General features: G+C 62.8%; 14 protein-coding genes. 10 read left to right on the forward strand and 4 right to left on the reverse strand.

Translation table 11 applies throughout. From position 1 onward, the window contains the following. Nucleotides 1-3: 3 nt before the first annotated feature. Genes RHIBR816_RS0119965 through RHIBR816_RS0119975 form a run of 3 tightly spaced genes read left to right on the forward strand, consistent with a single transcriptional unit; the run spans nt 4 to nt 3,160 of the window. Nucleotides 4-1,107, forward strand: a complete 1,104-nt coding sequence (locus RHIBR816_RS0119965) for an ABC transporter ATP-binding protein (RefSeq protein ID WP_018238363.1) — start codon at nt 4-6, stop codon at nt 1,105-1,107. A gap of 2 nt (nt 1,108-1,109) precedes the next feature. Then, the gene (locus RHIBR816_RS0119970; RefSeq protein ID WP_018238364.1) at nt 1,110-2,099 is read left to right on the forward strand and encodes a carbohydrate ABC transporter permease; all 990 of its coding nucleotides are present in this window, start codon (nt 1,110-1,112) and stop codon (nt 2,097-2,099) included. Nucleotides 2,100-2,101: 2 nt separating this feature from the next. After that, nucleotides 2,102-3,160: a carbohydrate ABC transporter permease gene (locus tag RHIBR816_RS0119975; protein WP_018238365.1), complete on the forward strand. Its 1,059-nt coding sequence runs from the start codon at nt 2,102-2,104 to the stop codon at nt 3,158-3,160. Nucleotides 3,161-3,303: 143 nt separating this feature from the next. Here RHIBR816_RS0119975 and RHIBR816_RS0119980 read toward each other — a convergent pair whose 3' ends face one another. Further along, the gene (locus RHIBR816_RS0119980) at nt 3,304-4,344 is read right to left on the reverse strand and encodes a LacI family DNA-binding transcriptional regulator (protein WP_084811284.1); all 1,041 of its coding nucleotides are present in this window, start codon (nt 4,342-4,344) and stop codon (nt 3,304-3,306) included. A gap of 250 nt (nt 4,345-4,594) precedes the next feature. Here RHIBR816_RS0119980 and RHIBR816_RS34425 point away from each other — a divergent pair, with 250 nt between their 5' ends. Then, entirely contained in the window at nt 4,595-4,798 is a 204-nt protein-coding gene (locus tag RHIBR816_RS34425) for a hypothetical protein (RefSeq protein WP_034816552.1), read from the forward strand. 9 nt (nt 4,799-4,807) lie between these two features. Here RHIBR816_RS34425 and RHIBR816_RS0119990 read toward each other — a convergent pair whose 3' ends face one another. After that, on the reverse strand, nt 4,808-6,802 hold the full coding sequence (locus RHIBR816_RS0119990; RefSeq protein WP_026187223.1) for a glycosyltransferase: 1,995 nt from the start codon (nt 6,800-6,802) through the stop codon (nt 4,808-4,810). Then, nucleotides 6,784-8,016 carry an HlyD family secretion protein gene (locus RHIBR816_RS0119995; RefSeq protein WP_018238369.1) on the reverse strand — a complete coding sequence of 411 codons (1,233 nt, stop codon included), beginning with the start codon at nt 8,014-8,016 and terminating at the stop codon, nt 6,784-6,786. The genes RHIBR816_RS0119990 and RHIBR816_RS0119995 overlap by 19 nt, the downstream gene beginning before the upstream one ends. Nucleotides 8,017-8,457: 441 nt before the next feature. On the opposite strand from RHIBR816_RS0119995, the gene RHIBR816_RS0120000 reads away from it, so the two are divergent. The 6 genes from RHIBR816_RS0120000 (at nt 8,458) to RHIBR816_RS0120025 (ending at nt 15,223) form a co-directional block, all read left to right on the forward strand. Further along, complete coding sequence (locus RHIBR816_RS0120000) at nt 8,458-10,152, forward strand: bifunctional diguanylate cyclase/phosphodiesterase (RefSeq protein WP_018238370.1); 1,695 nt, start codon at nt 8,458-8,460, stop codon at nt 10,150-10,152. Nucleotides 10,153-10,254: 102 nt separating this feature from the next. Next, entirely contained in the window at nt 10,255-10,773 is a 519-nt protein-coding gene (locus RHIBR816_RS0120005; RefSeq protein ID WP_018238371.1) for a hypothetical protein, read from the forward strand. After that, a complete protein-coding gene (locus tag RHIBR816_RS0120010; RefSeq protein WP_018238372.1) occupies nt 10,770-11,948 on the forward strand; it encodes a class I SAM-dependent methyltransferase in 1,179 nt (392 codons plus the stop codon). Before RHIBR816_RS0120005 ends, RHIBR816_RS0120010 begins: the two co-directional genes overlap by 4 nt. Continuing rightward, nucleotides 11,945-14,305, forward strand: coding sequence for a SpoIIE family protein phosphatase (locus RHIBR816_RS0120015; protein ID WP_018238373.1), 2,361 nt, complete (start codon nt 11,945-11,947; stop codon nt 14,303-14,305). Before RHIBR816_RS0120010 ends, RHIBR816_RS0120015 begins: the two co-directional genes overlap by 4 nt. Nucleotides 14,306-14,308: 3 nt before the next feature. Beyond that, entirely contained in the window at nt 14,309-14,869 is a 561-nt protein-coding gene (locus RHIBR816_RS0120020; RefSeq protein ID WP_026187224.1) for an ATP-binding protein, read from the forward strand. A 15-nt stretch (nt 14,870-14,884) separates the two neighbouring features. Then, complete coding sequence (locus RHIBR816_RS0120025; RefSeq protein ID WP_018238375.1) at nt 14,885-15,223, forward strand: hypothetical protein; 339 nt, start codon at nt 14,885-14,887, stop codon at nt 15,221-15,223. Between the two features lie 109 nt (nt 15,224-15,332). On the opposite strand, the gene RHIBR816_RS0120030 is transcribed toward RHIBR816_RS0120025, so the two are convergent. Further along, nucleotides 15,333-16,496, reverse strand: coding sequence for an AraC family transcriptional regulator (locus RHIBR816_RS0120030; RefSeq protein ID WP_026187225.1), 1,164 nt, complete (start codon nt 16,494-16,496; stop codon nt 15,333-15,335). Nucleotides 16,497-16,523 lie beyond the last annotated feature (27 nt).

The following is a 16,523-nucleotide window of genomic DNA, read 5'->3' on the forward strand; positions in this document are numbered from 1 at the left end:
ACGATGGGTGAGCTCAAGCTTAAGGACCTCAACAAGTCGTATGGCGCGGTTGCCGTGCTGCATGACGTGAACCTTCAGATCGACAATGGCGAGTTCGTCGTCTTCGTCGGCCCTTCGGGCTGCGGCAAGTCGACCCTGCTGCGCATCATCGCCGGCCTCGAGGACATCACCTCGGGATCGATCGCGATCGGCGGCCGCGATGTCGGGGCGCTCTCGCCGGCCGAACGGAAGATCGCCATGGTCTTCCAATCCTACGCACTCTATCCGCATATGAGCGTGCGCAAGAACCTCGCCTTCGGCCTCGAGAACCTGAAGTTCAAACGGGCCGAGATCGACGCGCGGATCGCCGAGGCGGCGCGCATGCTGGCCATCGAGCCCTATCTCGACCGCAGGCCGAAGCAGCTTTCCGGCGGACAGCGCCAGCGCGTGGCGATCGGCCGGGCGATCGTGCGCGAACCGGACATCTTTCTCTTCGACGAGCCGCTCTCCAATCTCGATGCGGCGCTGCGCGTCCAGACGCGCGCCGAGATCACCAAGCTGCATCGCGAAATGCAGACGACGATGATCTACGTCACCCACGACCAGGTGGAAGCCATGACCATGGCCGACAAGATCGTCGTGCTGAGGGCCGGCCGCGTCGAGCAGGTCGGAACGCCGCTCGAGCTCTTCGATCATCCGCGCAATCTTTTCGTCGCCGGCTTCCTCGGCTCGCCGCGCATGAACATCCTCAAGGGCAAGATCGTCATCGGCGATGATCAGAGCGTCCTGGTCGATGTCGGCTACGGCACCCCGCTCAGAAGCGACATCGACCCCGCCGCCGTCACCGCTGGACAGGAGGTCCTTGCCGGCGTCCGGCCCGCGCATTTCGCACTGTCCGACGGCGAAGGCCTGCCTTTCGAGGTCCAGTATCACGAGAGCCTTGGGACGGAGACCTATGTCTACGGCACGCTCAAGGGCCAGTCGGAGCAGGTGATCGTCCATCAGGCCGGCCATTTTGCGCCCGCGCCCGGTGCCGTCCTGAAGATCATGCCGCTCGCAGGCCGCCTGCATGTCTTCGATCCGGCAAACGAACTGGCGCTTGCCCGCGGCGAACACGGGAGGGCCTGACGATGGCCCGGGCGACAGGACTCCCAGACCGCGCGCTCGACCTTGTCATGGCGCTCTTCGAGGCGCCGATCAACGCCGTCGAGCGGCTGATCGGCAAGCGGCGGATGCCCTATCTATTCCTCGCACCGAACCTGGTGCTCTTCGGCATCTTCACCTTCCTGCCGATCGCGATCGCCATCGGCTACGCCTTCACCGGCGGTGCCGATCTGCTGATCTCCGACCGCCCCTTCGTCGGCCTCGACAATTTCCGCAAGCTGCTCACCTGCGACAGCTACCTCGTACCGGGAAGCTGCGAGGAATCGCTGTTCTGGACGGCGATCTGGAACACGCTCTGGTTCGTCGGCTTCAATGTCGCCGCCACGCTCCTGGTCGCCCTCGTCACGGCATTGATCCTCAACCGTGCGATTGCGGCGCGGGGCTTCTTCCGGGCGATGTTCTTCTATCCGGTCCTCTTGTCGCCCGTGGTCATCGGATTGATCTGGAAATGGTTCCTCGACCGCAACGGGCTGCTCAACGCCTTCCTGCAGATGCTCGGCGTGCCGCCGGAGATCTTCCTTCTTGACGTCGGCTGGTCGCGCTTCTTCGTGGTCGTCGTCTCGGTCTGGTTCCACATGGGCTTCTATACGCTGATCCTGCTCGCCGGCCTCCAGGCGATCCCCAAGGATCTCTACGAGGCAGCGGCAATCGACGCCGCCACGCCGTCGCGCACCCTGTTCCGCATCACCCTGCCGCTGCTCGGCCCGAACCTGCTCGTCGTGCTGATCCTCCTGATGATCCGCTCGGTGCAGATCTTCGACGAAGCCTGGGTGCTGACCAATGGCGGCGGTCCGGGCACGGCGAACACGTTCATCGTCCAATATATCTACCAGATGGCCTTTGCCGGCGACCTGAGGCTCTACGGCCTCGCCTCGGCTGCCTCGGTCCTCATGGGGCTGGTGCTTCTGGTGCTCACCCTGGTGCAGTTGCGCCTCGGCAAGAAGGTGGAGTCCTGATCATGTCCGCCAATGTCAGTGCCATCGGCTTTTTCACCCGCACCCGGCGCGCCGGCCGGATCGACATCACCGACATTCTCTCCTGGCTGTGGCTGATCGGCGGCACGCTCGCCGTGCTCGTGCCGGTGCTCTGGGCGGGCATGTCGTCGCTCAAGCCCGAGGCGGAGATCACCCGCTTCCCGCCGACGCTGCTGCCGCGCACGGCGGTGCAGGTTGAGGTAAGCGGCTTCGACAAGCCGCTCAGCCTCTGGACCGTCACGGTCGACGGCGAGACCCGGGAAGTGGCGATGGTGCGCCGCATCGGGCTCAAGGCGCAGATGGTCGATCCTGCAAATCCCGGCAAGCCCGTCAGCGTCGACACCAGGAGCATTTCACCGGTGCAGCGGCTGACGGTCGCGACCGAGAACTATACGGATCCGCTGACCCGCTTCAGCTTCCTGACCTTCCTCAAGAATTCGGTCTTCGTCACCTTCGTCGCCACGCTCCTGACGCTGATCGTCAACGCGCTCGCGGCCTTCGCGCTGTCGAAATACCGCTTCCGCGGCGACAAGGCGATCTTCGTGCTGATCATCTCGACGCTGATGATCCCGCTCACCGTCGTGATGGTGCCGGCCTATCTCGTCATCGTCGGCGTCGGCCTCGTCGACAATCTCTGGGGTGTCATCATCCCGACGGTCGCGTCACCGACCGGCGTCTTCCTGCTCAGGCAGTACATGCTGACCATTCCGGACGAGCTGATCGAAGCGGCCCGCGTCGACGCGGCCAGCGAGTTCCGCATCTTCTGGCGCATCGTCCTGCCGCTGACCGCCCCGGCGCTCGCCGTTCTGGCGATCTTCTCGGTGCTGTGGCGCTGGAACGACTTCCTCTGGCCGTTGATCGTGCTCAGCAGCCGCGAGAACTTCACCCTGCAGATCGGGCTCAATGCCTTCCAGGGCGAGTTCTCGGTGCAGTGGCACTATATCCTGGCCATGACCTTCCTGAGCCTCATCCCGGTGACGCTGGTGTTCCTCTTCCTGCAACGCTACATCACCACCGGCATTGCCGGCACGGGGATGAAGTAGGGCTTCTTAGGTCAGGCTCCAGAAGTACCCCCCTCTGCCCGGCAGGGCAGAGGGGGGGGTTCAACCTTTGCAGCACGGGATGCTGTTTCGCTCGATTGGCGGATCGTACAACGGGCGTCACCACAGACACGGAGGCTGTTTCCCTATCTCCGGGGCGCTGCGATGCTGCCCCTTGAAATCAGCCGGCAACCAAGTTCGAGCCGATGCGCCGGGCGCAGCGGATCGTTGGCGATCAGCCTTTGCTCAAGCAGGGAAAGCGCGGCGGCGCCCAGCCGGTCGGCCGGCATCTGGATGGTGCTGAGCGGCGGCGCGCTGAACTCGCCCGGCACGATGTCGTCGAAGCCGAGCACCGAGATATCCTGCGGCACGCGGATACCGGCCGCGGCGAGCGCTTCCAGGCAGCCGAGCGCCAGGTTGTCGGCAGCGCAGAAGATCGCCGTGGCGCCCCTGAGTTTGCGGTCCGCTTGCAGGAGGGCGCGGATCACCTGCTCGCCATGGCGCGGCTCGTAGCTTTCCGCGACCACCACCATGTTTTCCGGCGCCGGCAGGCCGGCAACCAGATGCGCATCGACGTACCCATCATAGCGCCGGCGGATTGTCGTGCGCCCCTGCCAGGTCAGATGCAGGATGCGGCGGTGCCCGAGCGAGAGCAGATGCTCGGTCCCGAGCCGCGCGCCGAAGCGGTTTTCCACCGTCACCGTATCGACCAGCATCGACGGATCCTCACCGTTGAGGATGACCATCGGCTTGTCGAGCGAGGAAAGCGCCCGGATCAGTTCCGGCCTGTCGTCGTTCAGGATGAGGATGCCGTCGACATTCTCGTCCTCTGCCGCCGCGCGCACCTCGGCGGCATCGAGGCGGGTGCTGGCGCTGACGAAAGGGACAATGCGGATGCCGCGCCGCTCGCATTCGCGCCGCACGCCGTTGAGGATCGTCCAGCTCACCATGTTGAGGTCGCTCTGCGGCGCCGCGTCGCTCGTAAGCGCCAGCAGGACGACGCGCACGGTGGCGATCGTCGCCTTTTTCCGCCGGCTTTCGAGATAGCCGAGCCGGCGGGCGGATTCCAGCACCCGCTCGCGCACCTCCACGGTCAGCGGCGCCGTGCCGTTCAGCGCGTGCGAGGCGGTGCTGAGCGAGACCCCCGCCTCGCGCGCCACGTCCTTGAGATTGGTTTTTCGCTCCACGATCCGATCCGTTCCCTGCTGCAGCGTCGTGCCCGATCCAACGCAGGGCGCGCGGGCCGTCTGTGCTTCCACTCAAACCATACCAGCACGCCAATCCGCAAGCCTGGCGTTCAATGCGATGCGCGGCCCGATCCCACCGACGACGCCGATCTGGCGGCACGCGGTGAGCGAGGACCTGCGCCAAATCTCCCGACGGCTTGACATGCCCACCCACAAATGAGAACATAACATGAACAAACCGGAGGCTTCCATGACCCATGCGGAAGAAGTCATCGAGCGCGCAATGGCGGCCGTAGCCGCGGTCCGCAGGCAGCGGGAGCGCGATCAGGAGCGGCGAAGACAGGCATTCGGACGTATCCAGCTGGGCCTTCCCCTGCCCACGCTGAAGCGCGGCCTGCAGCTTTCACTGGAGCTGGACGAATGCCTACAGCGCCGTGGCGCGGCGACGAGTTAGGTGCTGTGCCTAAGCGGTGCGCGTCCGCCCGAAAGCGCGCAGCAGCAGGTTGACGGAGACCGCGGCCTTGTCGATATCCGGGACCTCCTGGGAATAGTTGCCGGTATAGAGCTTGATGATCATCTTGTCGCGCTCGAACCCGCGCAGGTCGAAATGGAGATGCAGGTAGTAGCGCCGCTTGTCCCCGGAACGGCTGATGTCCCCACGCCGCTGGGTTACCTGCTTGAGTTCCGTCTGAAGCGGCGCGAACCCTTCGAGATTCAAGGTGACGCGGGTCGATTGGAACCGTGTCTCGGTGGGAACGGCCACGACCGCCTTGTCGAGTGAAAGGCTCACCAGGCGTCCCGCGCTGCCGTCGACATCGGCGGCTTCGTCGAGCTTGAAGGCCTGGAGCAGGCGGCGCGGCTTCTCGAAGCAGATCAGCGAAGCGATCAGGAGCACGATGATGTTGATCCCCGACCAAAGCGCCGCGATCGTCGAGAACGATCCCTGAATATGGGCGGTCTCCGGGACGATGTTGATCAGCAGCCCCCCCGCAGTGACGACGATGAAGGCCGCGATCCAGGTAAAGGTATAGGCATCGAAGAGGTTTTCCTCGTTGCCGCTGCCCTTGGGGGTCACCTTGAACGGCTTGCCGAACGGCCGCACGAGGCTCGAAAGCACCGTCGGCAGCATACGAAAGGTCGCGAAGGTGCCAACGGCGGTGGAGACCAGGGGCAGGTAACGGGTCGGCGCCAACCAGAGCATCAGCAGGAAGTAAGCGGTCAGCAGCGGGACCTGGTGCGCAACGTAGTCGGCGACATCGGTGAAGTAGAGCGGCAGGGCGCCGAACCAGAGATAGACGATGGGTACAAGGAGAACGGCAAAGCGGACCAAATATTGCACCAGCCAGGACATCGGCAGGAACATGATCCGCTGGAAGACGGAGAGACCCGGCCCGCGCAAGGGACCGTTATGCAGGTAGAGCGTCTGGATTCCGCCCTGGCACCAGCGTTCGCGCTGAACGAAATATCCCGTCAGGTTCTCGGCCGCCAGGCCCATCGACAGCCGTTCGTTCAGATAGCGGGTCTTGTAGCCCTTGTTGAGCATCGACAGCGTCGTCAGCAGGTCTTCGGTGATCGACTCGGTCGGGAAGCCCCCGATCGTGTCGACCGCCGCACGGCGCGCGATCGAGCAGGAGCCGCAGCAGAAACTCACATCCCAGCCGTCGCGGCTCGGCGCGATCTCGTCGAAGAACAGGCGCTGTTCGTCCGGCCAGATATTCTCGAGACCGAGATTGGATTGCACCGGATCGACATTGAAGAAGTGCTGCGGCGTCTGCACGATGCCGATGGTCTCGTCCTGGAAGAACGGCAAGGTCCGCCTGAGGAAGCTGCGATAGGGCACGAAATCTGCGTCGAAGACGGCAACGAAGTCGCCGGAGCTCACCCGCAAGCCATTGTTCATGTTGCCGGCTTTGGCATGGGCGTTGTCGCTTCGCGTCACATGGATCGCGCCCCGCCCTTCGCAGAAGGTCTTGAGCCAGTCGCGCCGGCCGTCGTCGAGCACATAGACCGTGAGCTTGTCCTTCGGATAATCGAGCGCCAAGGCGCCGACGATCGTTCGTTCCAGCACGTCCAGGGGTTCGTTGTAGGTCGGGATGAAAACGTCGACGCTCGGCAGTTCGCTGTCCTGCCGCACGAAGAAGGCCCGTGCGAGCTGGTCCGCCTCGGCGCTCCGGTCGATGTAGCGGCTCATCAGGATGAGGAACAGCACGACCTCGGAAAAGGCGAGGAGCTCGACGATGAACACGAACCAGACCCAATAGAAATTGGCGCCGTCATTCGGATAGGGAAGCACCGTCTCGCTCAGGCGCCACACCATGTAGCGTAGCGCCACGACCGCCACGAAGGCGCAGGTGATCGCCCGCGCCCAACTCGCGCGGCGCGACCAATTAGATGGCCCGAGCAGGAAGAAGGCGATGACCAAGAGGGTCGGCGCCAGGGCTAGAAGAGATTGAACCACAGGCTTTCAAACCACCGCGTCAGACGGATATTGCGTTGCGAGAATCGGACCTGCGCCGTTCGTCCCACCTGACAGAAATTGGCGAAGTCGGTGTTGAGCGCCGATGGCGTCAGCGCAACGCGGATTCGGGCATTGCGCTCCTCGGTCACCGGCTCGTTGGCGGCAAGCGAGTCCTTCTCGACGACCGCGGAACTGCCCTTGACCGCCTGGACCTGGCCCTTGAAGACCTCGCCGCGACCGAAAAGCCGGACCTCCGCTTCGCGGCCCGGATAGATCTCGTCGTAGTCGACCTCGGGAACGAGAATATCGACGAACAGTTCGCGGCAATCGAGAATGCGCAACATCTCATTGTTCAGGATGACGTTTGAACCGCTGACAATATTCCTGCTCCAAACGACGCCGCTAAAGGGCGAAGGAAGCGTTGCCGATTCGAGGCTGCGGACGCGCCTCTCCTCCTCGATCATCTGCTGTTCGCTCTGGCTTGCTCGCGTCTTGTTCTCGACAATGCGGGTGTTGAGATCGTTGATGCGGACGACCACATCGTCCTGGCGCTGGCGGGAATAGGGCACATCGTTCTGACCGTCGCCCATGACGAAAATGCCCTGACGCACGGCATCGAGCCGCTGCTGCAACAGGTCGACCGTCAGATTGCTGATTTCGACCTCGCCGCTTGTCGCCGCGCCGGCGGCCTCCGCGGCCTCCACCATCTTGCGCGTGAAAATCCCCTTCGACTCCAGTTCCTGCCGACGGTCGAATTCGACTTTCGCCACGACGTCCTGGGCGCGCGAGACCTCAACACGCTTCTGGAGGATCTGCAACTGCCGCTCGAGGCTGGCAATGGTCGCGCTCTGGAAGACGCCCAGCCGCTGGGCAAGCTGGTCACGCAGCAGCACGAGTTCGTCGCGCTCCCGTTGCAGCGCGGTAACGCGATCGACCGCAGTGCCGTGCTCAGCGCGAAGCGACGCAAGAGCGGCGCGGTTCACCCGCTCGTTCTGAATGATCGCCAGCGTTTCGCCTTCCACGACAGGCGTGCCGATCCTCGGCGGCGGCTTCGAAATCTCGCCGTCGATCGGCGCGTTGATAATCGCAAAGCGCGCATTGACGGTTCCATCCAGGCTGGTATAGCCGGTCAATCCGGGTAGCAGGACGGCAATTGCAAGGGCCAGGAGCAGAATGCCGACCGAGATTCGCGTGATACGATGGTTCAGGATCACTTGAGTCGTCCCTAATCACTTGCTTGGCAGTTCGGCGCAGATCCAGACGATGTTTCCCAATGCCGGCACCGACCAGTTTCCACCGACCTCGGCGTAGACACACCGGCACGATTCAACCCCGTTGCCACCTCTCAGCATTTATCGGCATCTGGCGTTGAACAACCCCTAAAATTGCAGGTTTTGGTAGTGGCAACACAAAAAAAGCCGTTGTATGACCCGGCAAAACCGAGCGTTTTTTCGAGCTATGCCGCGGACGGCGGCGCCTTCAGAAAACGGTTGCTCATCGATCGCACGGCATTGACCAGGAAAATGGCCGCGATAGTTTCTGGAGGCAGGGTTGAAAAGAGCGATAACATTGAGTTGGGTTGAAGCAATACCTTCGCCGGCTATCAGATCGGCGCCATTCTAGTGAGCGTAAATCGAAAGGCAACGGAGGCCAGCATGCCTGATGCGGATGCGACGAAGTCTGCCTCATCTCCCGCCGAGAGCGACTTTCTCGCCCATACCGACGAGCTCGTCTCCTTTTACGACGAAAGCTTCCACCTCGTCGATTGCTCGCCGAAACTGAGGAAGGCCTATGCGGTCGACTCCCTGGTCGAGGCCACCCTGTGGCACGTCTATCCCGAACTGCTGGCGCCACGGCCCAAGGCGGCGGTCGATTTCGTCGTGGCGAGCGGCATTCCGCGCAGCATCGAGATCACCGACGCTAGAGGGCGCGTCCAACGCACCCTGGTTGTCTTTCGCGTCGAGCGCGGCATCGGGGTCGCGGAGGCGGAAAGTGACTCCACCTGTCGCGAGACTTCCACGCAGAGCGAGAGCGATCGTGCGCTGCTGCTTCACCAGGCGACCCATGACGTGTTGACCGGACTGCCGAACCGACGGCAGTTCAGCGATCAGTTGCGGGCAGCTTTGCCGGTGCCGAGCGGCGCCAAGCTTGCGCTCATGCAGATCGATCTCGACGACTTCAAGCCGATAAACGACACGCTCGGCCACGGCGCCGGCGACGTCGTGCTCAAGATGGCGGCGGAACGGATCAAGGGCGTCCTCGGAGAGCGCGAGCGCGCCTATCGGCTGGCCGGCGACGAGTTCGCCGTCATCCAGTGGAGGTTCGACCAGCCAAGGGAGGCGGAGCGCCTCGCCGAGGCGATCGTCAACGCTTTCAAGCAGCCGTTTACCGTCGACGGCATCAGCCTGTTCGTCGGCGCGAGCGTCGGCATCGCCATCGCCCCGGCAGACGGGAACGAAATCGAGCAATTGATGAAAGCCGCCGACATCGCACTTTACGCGGCGAAGAAGGATGGCCGCGGCCGGGCGAGGATTTTCACCCGCTCGATGCTGATCGTGCTCGAGCAGCGCGAAATGCTGCGTCGCAGTCTGCGCACCGCGCTTCAGGAGGGGCAGTTCTTCATCGAATACCAACCCTTCGTCAAGCCGCGCGCCTCGGTCGTCGGCTTCGAAGCGCTGTTGCGGTGGCGCCATCCGCTGGTCGGCATCATTCCGCCGAGCGTATTCATCCCCATGGCCGAGGCGGACGGCCTGATGAGCGAGATCGGCCAGTGGATGCTGGAGCAGGCCTGCCGGGCCGCCATGAGCTGGCCGTCCCATTTCACCGTGGCGGTCAATCTCTCGCCGGCGGAGTTCCTGCACGATGGCCTCACGGATCGCGTCGCGCAGATCCTCGATGTGACTGGAATCCGCGCCGACCGGCTCGAACTGGAAATCACAGAGTCGGTGCTGCTGGAGCGCACCATCAACAATCTCGATACGCTCAACACCTTGAACCTGCTTGGTGTCCAGATTTCCCTCGATGATTTCGGCACCTACTATTCCTCACTGAGCTACCTCAAGAACTTCCCGTTCGATACGATCAAGATCGACCAGTACTTCATCAAGGATCTTGAGCACGACGACAAAAGCCAGACGATCGTACGGTCGATAATCGCCCTCTCGCACGGTCTTGGAATGGACGTCACCGCCGAGGGCGTCGAGACGGAAGGACAGGCTGCCTGGCTGCAGAAGGAGGGCTGCGACAGGCTGCAGGGCTATTTCCTGGGTTTCCCGCTCCCCGCGACAGCGATCGGCGAGTTCCTGCGCAAGTCCGCGGCCGCGCCGCTGGCGGGGGCTCTGGGGGCCTGACGCGCTCATCGCAACCTGGAGTATTCTGGCGAACGGGGCCTGTCCGATATAGTCATGGAAGTGAGCGAATCAGGATTCGCTCATGCAGTCGGAGAAAGCAGCATGAACGCAGCCCAAAGACAGCCGGTGGAAACGAAGTTCGAGCCGCTGCTCCAGTTCGAGATGGAGATGGGAACCTTCCTGTCAGATTGGCACCATTGCGATCAGCTGTCGACCTACGTGGCGCGGATGATCAGTCACAATCGGACGGATCCGGTGCGGCACTCGAACTTTTTCTCCTCCGCACTCAACGAGCTCCTGGAGGTATCGTTTCGCGGCGGCTCGCCGGAGGGCCGCATTGGCTGCGCCGTCTATCGGCAAGGCCCGAACGAGCGTGTGAAACTCTCCTTTCCGTGCCCGCCCGGCCACCGCCAGTTCTTCCAGGAGGCGGTCGCGAGAACCCACAGGAACGACGCATACGCCCGTTATCTGGATGCTATTTCCACCGATCTCGCACCAAGCCGCGAGGTCATACTCCTCGACCTGGCGATCAACTTCGACGCCAGCATTCGTCTGGAAGAGGATAAGCCGCGATCGGTAACGATCGTCGTGGATCTCCCCCTTGAAGGAATTGTGAGTTGAGTACGGCAATCCTTTCAACGCCGTTCCAGGCAGACTTCGATGCCAACAGCCAGGAGTTCTCCCTGGCGGGCGTGATCCGGCCGCGCTCCGTCGACGAGATCGCTCCGAGCATTTCGGCGTTCCGGAGCGCAATCGAAGAGGCCCGCGGCGTCCTCTACATCAATGTGAAGCGCCTGGCGCAAATGAACAATACAGCCTTCCATGCCTTTTCCCGCGTGGTTCTGGACGCCTGCCGCACGCGCTCGGACATCCGCTTCGTCGTCGTCACGTCGAGCGTCGTCGGCTGGACCGAACGGATGTTCCGGCATCTTGGCAAGATCGAACCGCAGATCACGGTCGAGGTTTACGATTCGAAATTCTATCCCGGCCAGAGCTTCGTCGAGGACACGAGTTTCATTCCGATCCTGCGCACGCAAACCAAGATGACGTGGCGCCACGAGCGCACGATCCTGCCGCGTCACGGCATGCGCCCGGGGATAGTCATGGCCGACATCTGCTGCGGCATCGGCGACTTCGCCGTGCTGGTGCGCAAGGAGTTCCAGCCGGCCCGCATCGTGGCGCTCGATCATTCGAAGGCGAGCCTTGCCTATGCGCGCGACGTCGCGGCGAATTTCGGTATTTCGGATATCGAATACACCTATGGCGACGCATCCGAGATGCTGCTCGAGGACAACCAGTTCGACCTCGTGACCTGTCGCCATTCGTTGCAGATCTTCAACCAGCGGGACCTCTTGCTGAAGGAGCTGTACCGGATCTGCAAGCCGGGCGGACGCGTGTACATAACGAACGAGAAGAATTCGCACTGCCTCGGCGAACCTCGGGCGCAGAGCATTCAATGGACCTATGACGAGGTTGCCAGGCTGTTCAGCCATTTCGAAATGGACGTGGAGCTCGGCCCGAAAAGCCGCCGCTATCTCGCCGATGCCGGATTCGACGACATCCTCGTCGAATCCTTCATGGTCACCAATCACGACGGTGATCCGCAGGATTTCGCCGACGTCATTACCGCCTGGGAGAATGTCTATGCCGGCGAGATGGCCGTGAAGCGTGGCGATCCGCCGGAGTTCATCGAGCGCTTCCGTCAGGGCTTCCGCGACCATATCTTCGCGGCCCTCCACCCCAAGGGCTACGCTGGCTGGCCGATCTGGGCCGCGTCCGGACGCAAGCCGCTATGAAACCTTTCGAGCAAAAGATCATCCGCTTCGGTTTGCGTTCGTTCCGCGCCAAGTTCATCCTGGTGGTCGGCGGCGCCGTGCTTTTCGACCTGCTGGTGACCGGCGGACTTGCACTCTTCAACGTGCAGCGCCTGTCCCGGGATGCCACGACCGAGGTCGGCCAAGGCCTGGAAAAGGCGAACCAGGACTATATTCGATCCTATGCGGAAACGACGGCCGCTCGCGTCAACCTGCTTCTCAACCAGGTTCACTCCGATGTCGGCACGCTTGCGGGCGTGCTGCAGGCGCAGATCGATCGTCCCGTCAGAAAGTCGCAGATCGGCGAAGCGATGGCACGCGGCGCCCCCGGCACCGTAACCGTCACCTACGACGAGAAAGGCGGATGGGCGCAGAACCTACCTGGTCCCCTGTCGGTCGTGAGCGTCTGGGGGTATCTGCTCGACGCCAACCACGTCCCCTTGCCCGAGGTCCAGACGGACATCGAGAACAGCGCAGTCCTCGACCTGGTCGCGCCCAGCCTGCTCGCCAACGGCCAGTCGAAGCTGCAGATGTACTATATCGGCCCGAAGGAGCGGCCGATCTTCAGGACGGCTCCCTATACGGACCAGGCACAGACCTTCGACCGGCTCTATCCGGGCCATAACCAGGCGGATTTCTGGCCATTCTTCTTCCCCGGCCTCTACGAATCGTGGGAACAATGGGCCAGCAATCCCGCATCGCGTCCGGTGAACAACGACATCACCCAGACGGCGTCCTATACGGATGCGATCACCGGCAAGCTGATCGTCAGCTTCTTCCAGCCCTTGTGGTCCTACGACCGCAAGCGCGTGGCGGGTGCCGCCGGCACCGATATCACGCTCGACCAACTGGCCGAAATCGTCGAGAACGTCCGTGTCGCCGACAATGGCTTCGGCTTCCTCACCATGTCGGACGGCAATGTGGTGGCGATCAACCCGGTCGGCGAAAAGGTCATCGGCCTTCAGTCGTCGAGCGACACCAGCGGCCAGGGCGTGACGGGCCTCGACCGGTCGCTGCGCAACAGTGCGCAACAGGCGATTGCCAAGCTGCCCTTGGATCAGGACGGGCTGTTGCAGCATGTCCTGCTCGACGAGAACGGCGAGAAGGTGCCCTATCTCGTCGTCCTGAAACAGCTGCAGCCAACGAATCTCTGGGTTTCAGGACCGGTTCGCCGCGAATCCATGTTGCTTGGCATCGTCGTCCCGGAGCGCGAGATCTACGCCTCGCTCGTTGCGGCACAAGCCGGCATCACCGAGGCGACCAACAGGATCCTGATCTACCAGGTCCTGGCGCTGCTCGTGTCGCTTCTCTTCGTCACCTCGGCGGTGTTCGCCATATCGAAGCGCATTACCGGCGGCATCAGCGCGCTCGCCGGTGCCGCAACGCGCATTCAGGCCAAGGACTATTCCGTCCGGGTCGATATCCCGACGCGTGACGAGGTCGGCGAAGCCGGTGCCGCCTTCAACCGCATGGCCGAGGAGATCAGCTTCCACACCGAAAATCTCGAACAACTCGTCGAGGATCGGACGAAGGAGATCGAAGAGGCGAACCTGCAGATCTCGGCGCTGAACGAGCAATTGCGCAGCGAGAACGTACGCTTGAGCGCCGAGCTCGACGTTGCCCGCCGCATCCAGTTGATGGTCTTGCCGAAGGCGGGTGAACTCGAGGAAATTTCCGACCTGGAGATTGCCGCCTACATGCGGCCCGCCGACGAGGTGGGCGGTGACTATTATGACGTGCTGAGGGACGGAGAACGGCTGAAGATCGGCATCGGCGACGTCACCGGTCACGGCCTGGAAAGCGGCGTGCTGATGCTGATGGTGCAATCGGTGGCGCGGGCGTTGCAGGAAGCCGGTGACATGGACCCGTCGCAGTTCCTCAACCGGGTAAACCGCGCCCTCTACAAGAACATCGTCAGGACCAATGCCAACAAGCATCTCTCCCTCGCCTTTCTGGACTATGACGGCAAGAGCCTGATGCTGTCGGGCCAGCACGAGGAACTGATCGTCGTGCGGGGCGCCGGCAGCGTCGAGCGGATCGATACGCTCGACCTCGGTCTGCCGATCGGCCTGGAGCCCGACATCTCGGCCTTCGTGGCGACGCAGGAGATCGCCTTTGCCGTGGGCGACATGGTCATTCTCCACACCGATGGTGTGACCGAGGCGGAGAGCCCGGACGGCGAGCTTTTCGGGATCGAGCGGCTTTGCGAAAGCGCTCGCCGCCGTCTCGGCCGCAGCGCCGAGGATGTCAAAGCGGGAATTATCGAGGATCTGATGGCGCATATCGGCACACAGAAGATCCACGATGATATAACAGTCGTAGTGATGAGACACAGGTAAGCGATGACGACCTTATATGGAATGGCAGACCTCGCCATCGGTACGGGCGAAAACGTGACCATGCTTCGCCTGTTCGAAGGCCCGCTCGACCTGAGCTGGAAGCACTGCGCGATGACCTCTGATTTCGTCGCCGAGTTCGTCGCCCTGCGCTATCGGACATCCCGCAACCTCTACAAGGAGGTGCGGCACAATGTCGGCTATCTGACCAACGAGCTCATCGAGAATGCGGTGAAGTTCCGAGCCGCGGGCGAGATCACCGTCGAAGCCTCGGTCGCGTCCAATGCCTTCCGGGCAAAGGTATCCAACTTTGTCGACAAGGAAACGGCGCAGCGCTTCCAGCATCTGCTGTCCGAGATCACCACGGGGGACCCGGGCGATCTCCTGATAAAACGGATCGAAGAGAATGCATCGGGTGCGAGCTCCAGCGGCTCGGGACTTGGCCTTCTGACACTGATGAGCGATTATGGCGCTCATTTCGCTTGGGTTTTCGGATCCGGCGAACAGGAGAGCAGGATCCCGCTCGAGACCTATGCGTCCATTACAGTCCCCGATCCCTCGAATTGATGGGCAACGAAGAATATGGAAATAAAGGAAGAAGAGTATCGCGTTTGGTCGGAGGGCAAGGACATCTACTTCGATGGCACCATGCGGTTGCCAAGTACGGAGGCCTATGCGCCGATATATTCCTTGGTGATGGGCATTCTCGAAGCCGAACCGGACCGCGTTACCGTCGACGTCACCAGCCTGGAGTTTCTCAATTCGTCCGGCATCAACCTGCTCGCCAAGCTGACCATCGAGGCGCGCAAGCGGCCGAACGTCCAGTTCACCGTGCGCGGCAGTGCGGAATTTCCCTGGCAATCCAAGTCGCTGCCGAACCTCAAGAAGCTGCATCCGGGCGTTGATCTCCGGCTCGGCTAGAGCATTTTGCAGTCAGGTGGAATCACCTCTCGCGCATCATTTTTCGGAAAGCAAGAGGCGGAGGTGCAACGTGCTACGGCGCCCTTTGCGCGTCTGAAAAGACGCACGATCAGCTGCCAAGCGCCTTGAGCCAGTCTCCGATCGTCGACCCGCGATGCCGCCCGGCCGGGGCAACCGGCGCGACCGGGCGCTGCTCCACTGCCGCCGCCTTTCTGATTTCCCGGGGGCTCGCGCCGTATTCGTGGCTGAAGGCGCGGGTAAAATTGGCGGCGACGTCGAACCCGGCCGCCTCGGCGATCTCGGCGATCGGCCGGCTGTCGGCCGGATCGCTGAGCGCCGCATGCGCCTGCTGCAGCCGGCGCCTGCGGATGTAGTTGAGAACACCGCCGCTCGCTTCGAACAGTTGGTAAAGCCGGGTGCGCGAGACGCCGATCGCTCGGCCGATGGCATCCGGCGTCAGTCCGGGCGAATGCAGGTTGAGATGAATGTATCGGTGCGCCCGCTCCATCATCCCCTTGTTCGTCTGCGCCCCGGCGCCATCCGGTCTTGCCGATGAGGCGACGCAAGCGACGACCATGTCGTGCACCGTGTGGACGATCCGCGGTATCTCCTCCGCCGTCAGGCGGTCAAGGCGCGGCTCGATACCGTTGATGTAGTTGATCAAAAGGTCGGCGAGGTTGCCCGACAATACCAGATTGTTGGTTTCGCCGAGCACGGCGGCATCGTCGGCGAATAGCTCGTAGGGCATGAAGAGCAGAACGGCGTCCGCTGCCGTCGCCCGGCCGCGGAAGGGATAGCCGAGCGAACGGAACGCCAGCCTGCCGGGACTGTTTTCCGTGACGCGGCGGTCGACTTCCGTCCAGGTCATGCCGCTGCGCAGCAGTTCCACATACCAGTGATCGATCGGGCTGGCGCGCAGCATCGCCTGAGGGCGCAGGTAGCTGTGGCCCGGCGCCTGCTGTTGAACGATGAGCAGATTGCCGAAATGCCAGGCGGTCTGGTCGGCGACAAATCCGCCCTCCACCGGAATGCCGTCAGCCAACCGGACCTCGACCAGAGGCGCCATGTGCGCCCGCCAGGCCTGAAACTGTTCTGCCGGTCGAAGCTCCCGTGTCGAGAAATGCATGGGGGTCAGTGCCGGCGGCGCGACTGAGCGCGAGGGTCCTTGGCTTGCGGGCTCCCGCGGCCAGCGGCGGCGTTCCGGCTGCGGCTGCAGTGCCGGCGCCCCGGCCTGATCCTCTTCCGACTGGGGCCCTGTAGGGCGATCACGCATACAGATTCTCCCGCCCTCGAATTCAGG

The sequence above is a fragment of the Ensifer sp. BR816 genome (genome assembly GCF_000378985.1).
Classification (GTDB): Bacteria; Pseudomonadota; Alphaproteobacteria; order Rhizobiales; family Rhizobiaceae; genus Sinorhizobium.

Excerpts from the sequence above, each read along its gene's own strand:
- RHIBR816_RS0119965 (WP_018238363.1), top strand. The coding sequence starts at position 4 with ATGGGTGAGCTCAAGCTTAAGGACCTCAACAAGTCGTATGGCGCGGTT.
- RHIBR816_RS0119970 (WP_018238364.1), top strand. The coding sequence starts at position 1,110 with ATGGCCCGGGCGACAGGACTCCCAGACCGCGCGCTCGACCTTGTCATG.
- RHIBR816_RS0119975 (WP_018238365.1), top strand. The coding sequence starts at position 2,102 with ATGTCCGCCAATGTCAGTGCCATCGGCTTTTTCACCCGCACCCGGCGC.
- RHIBR816_RS34425 (WP_034816552.1), top strand. The coding sequence starts at position 4,595 with ATGACCCATGCGGAAGAAGTCATCGAGCGCGCAATGGCGGCCGTAGCC.
- RHIBR816_RS0120000 (WP_018238370.1), top strand. The coding sequence starts at position 8,458 with ATGCCTGATGCGGATGCGACGAAGTCTGCCTCATCTCCCGCCGAGAGC.
- RHIBR816_RS0120005 (WP_018238371.1), top strand. The coding sequence starts at position 10,255 with ATGAACGCAGCCCAAAGACAGCCGGTGGAAACGAAGTTCGAGCCGCTG.
- RHIBR816_RS0120015 (WP_018238373.1), top strand. The coding sequence starts at position 11,945 with ATGAAACCTTTCGAGCAAAAGATCATCCGCTTCGGTTTGCGTTCGTTC.
- RHIBR816_RS0120020 (WP_026187224.1), top strand. The coding sequence starts at position 14,309 with ATGACGACCTTATATGGAATGGCAGACCTCGCCATCGGTACGGGCGAA.
- RHIBR816_RS0120025 (WP_018238375.1), top strand. The coding sequence starts at position 14,885 with ATGGAAATAAAGGAAGAAGAGTATCGCGTTTGGTCGGAGGGCAAGGAC.
- RHIBR816_RS0120030 (WP_026187225.1), bottom strand. The coding sequence starts at position 16,496 with ATGCGTGATCGCCCTACAGGGCCCCAGTCGGAAGAGGATCAGGCCGGG.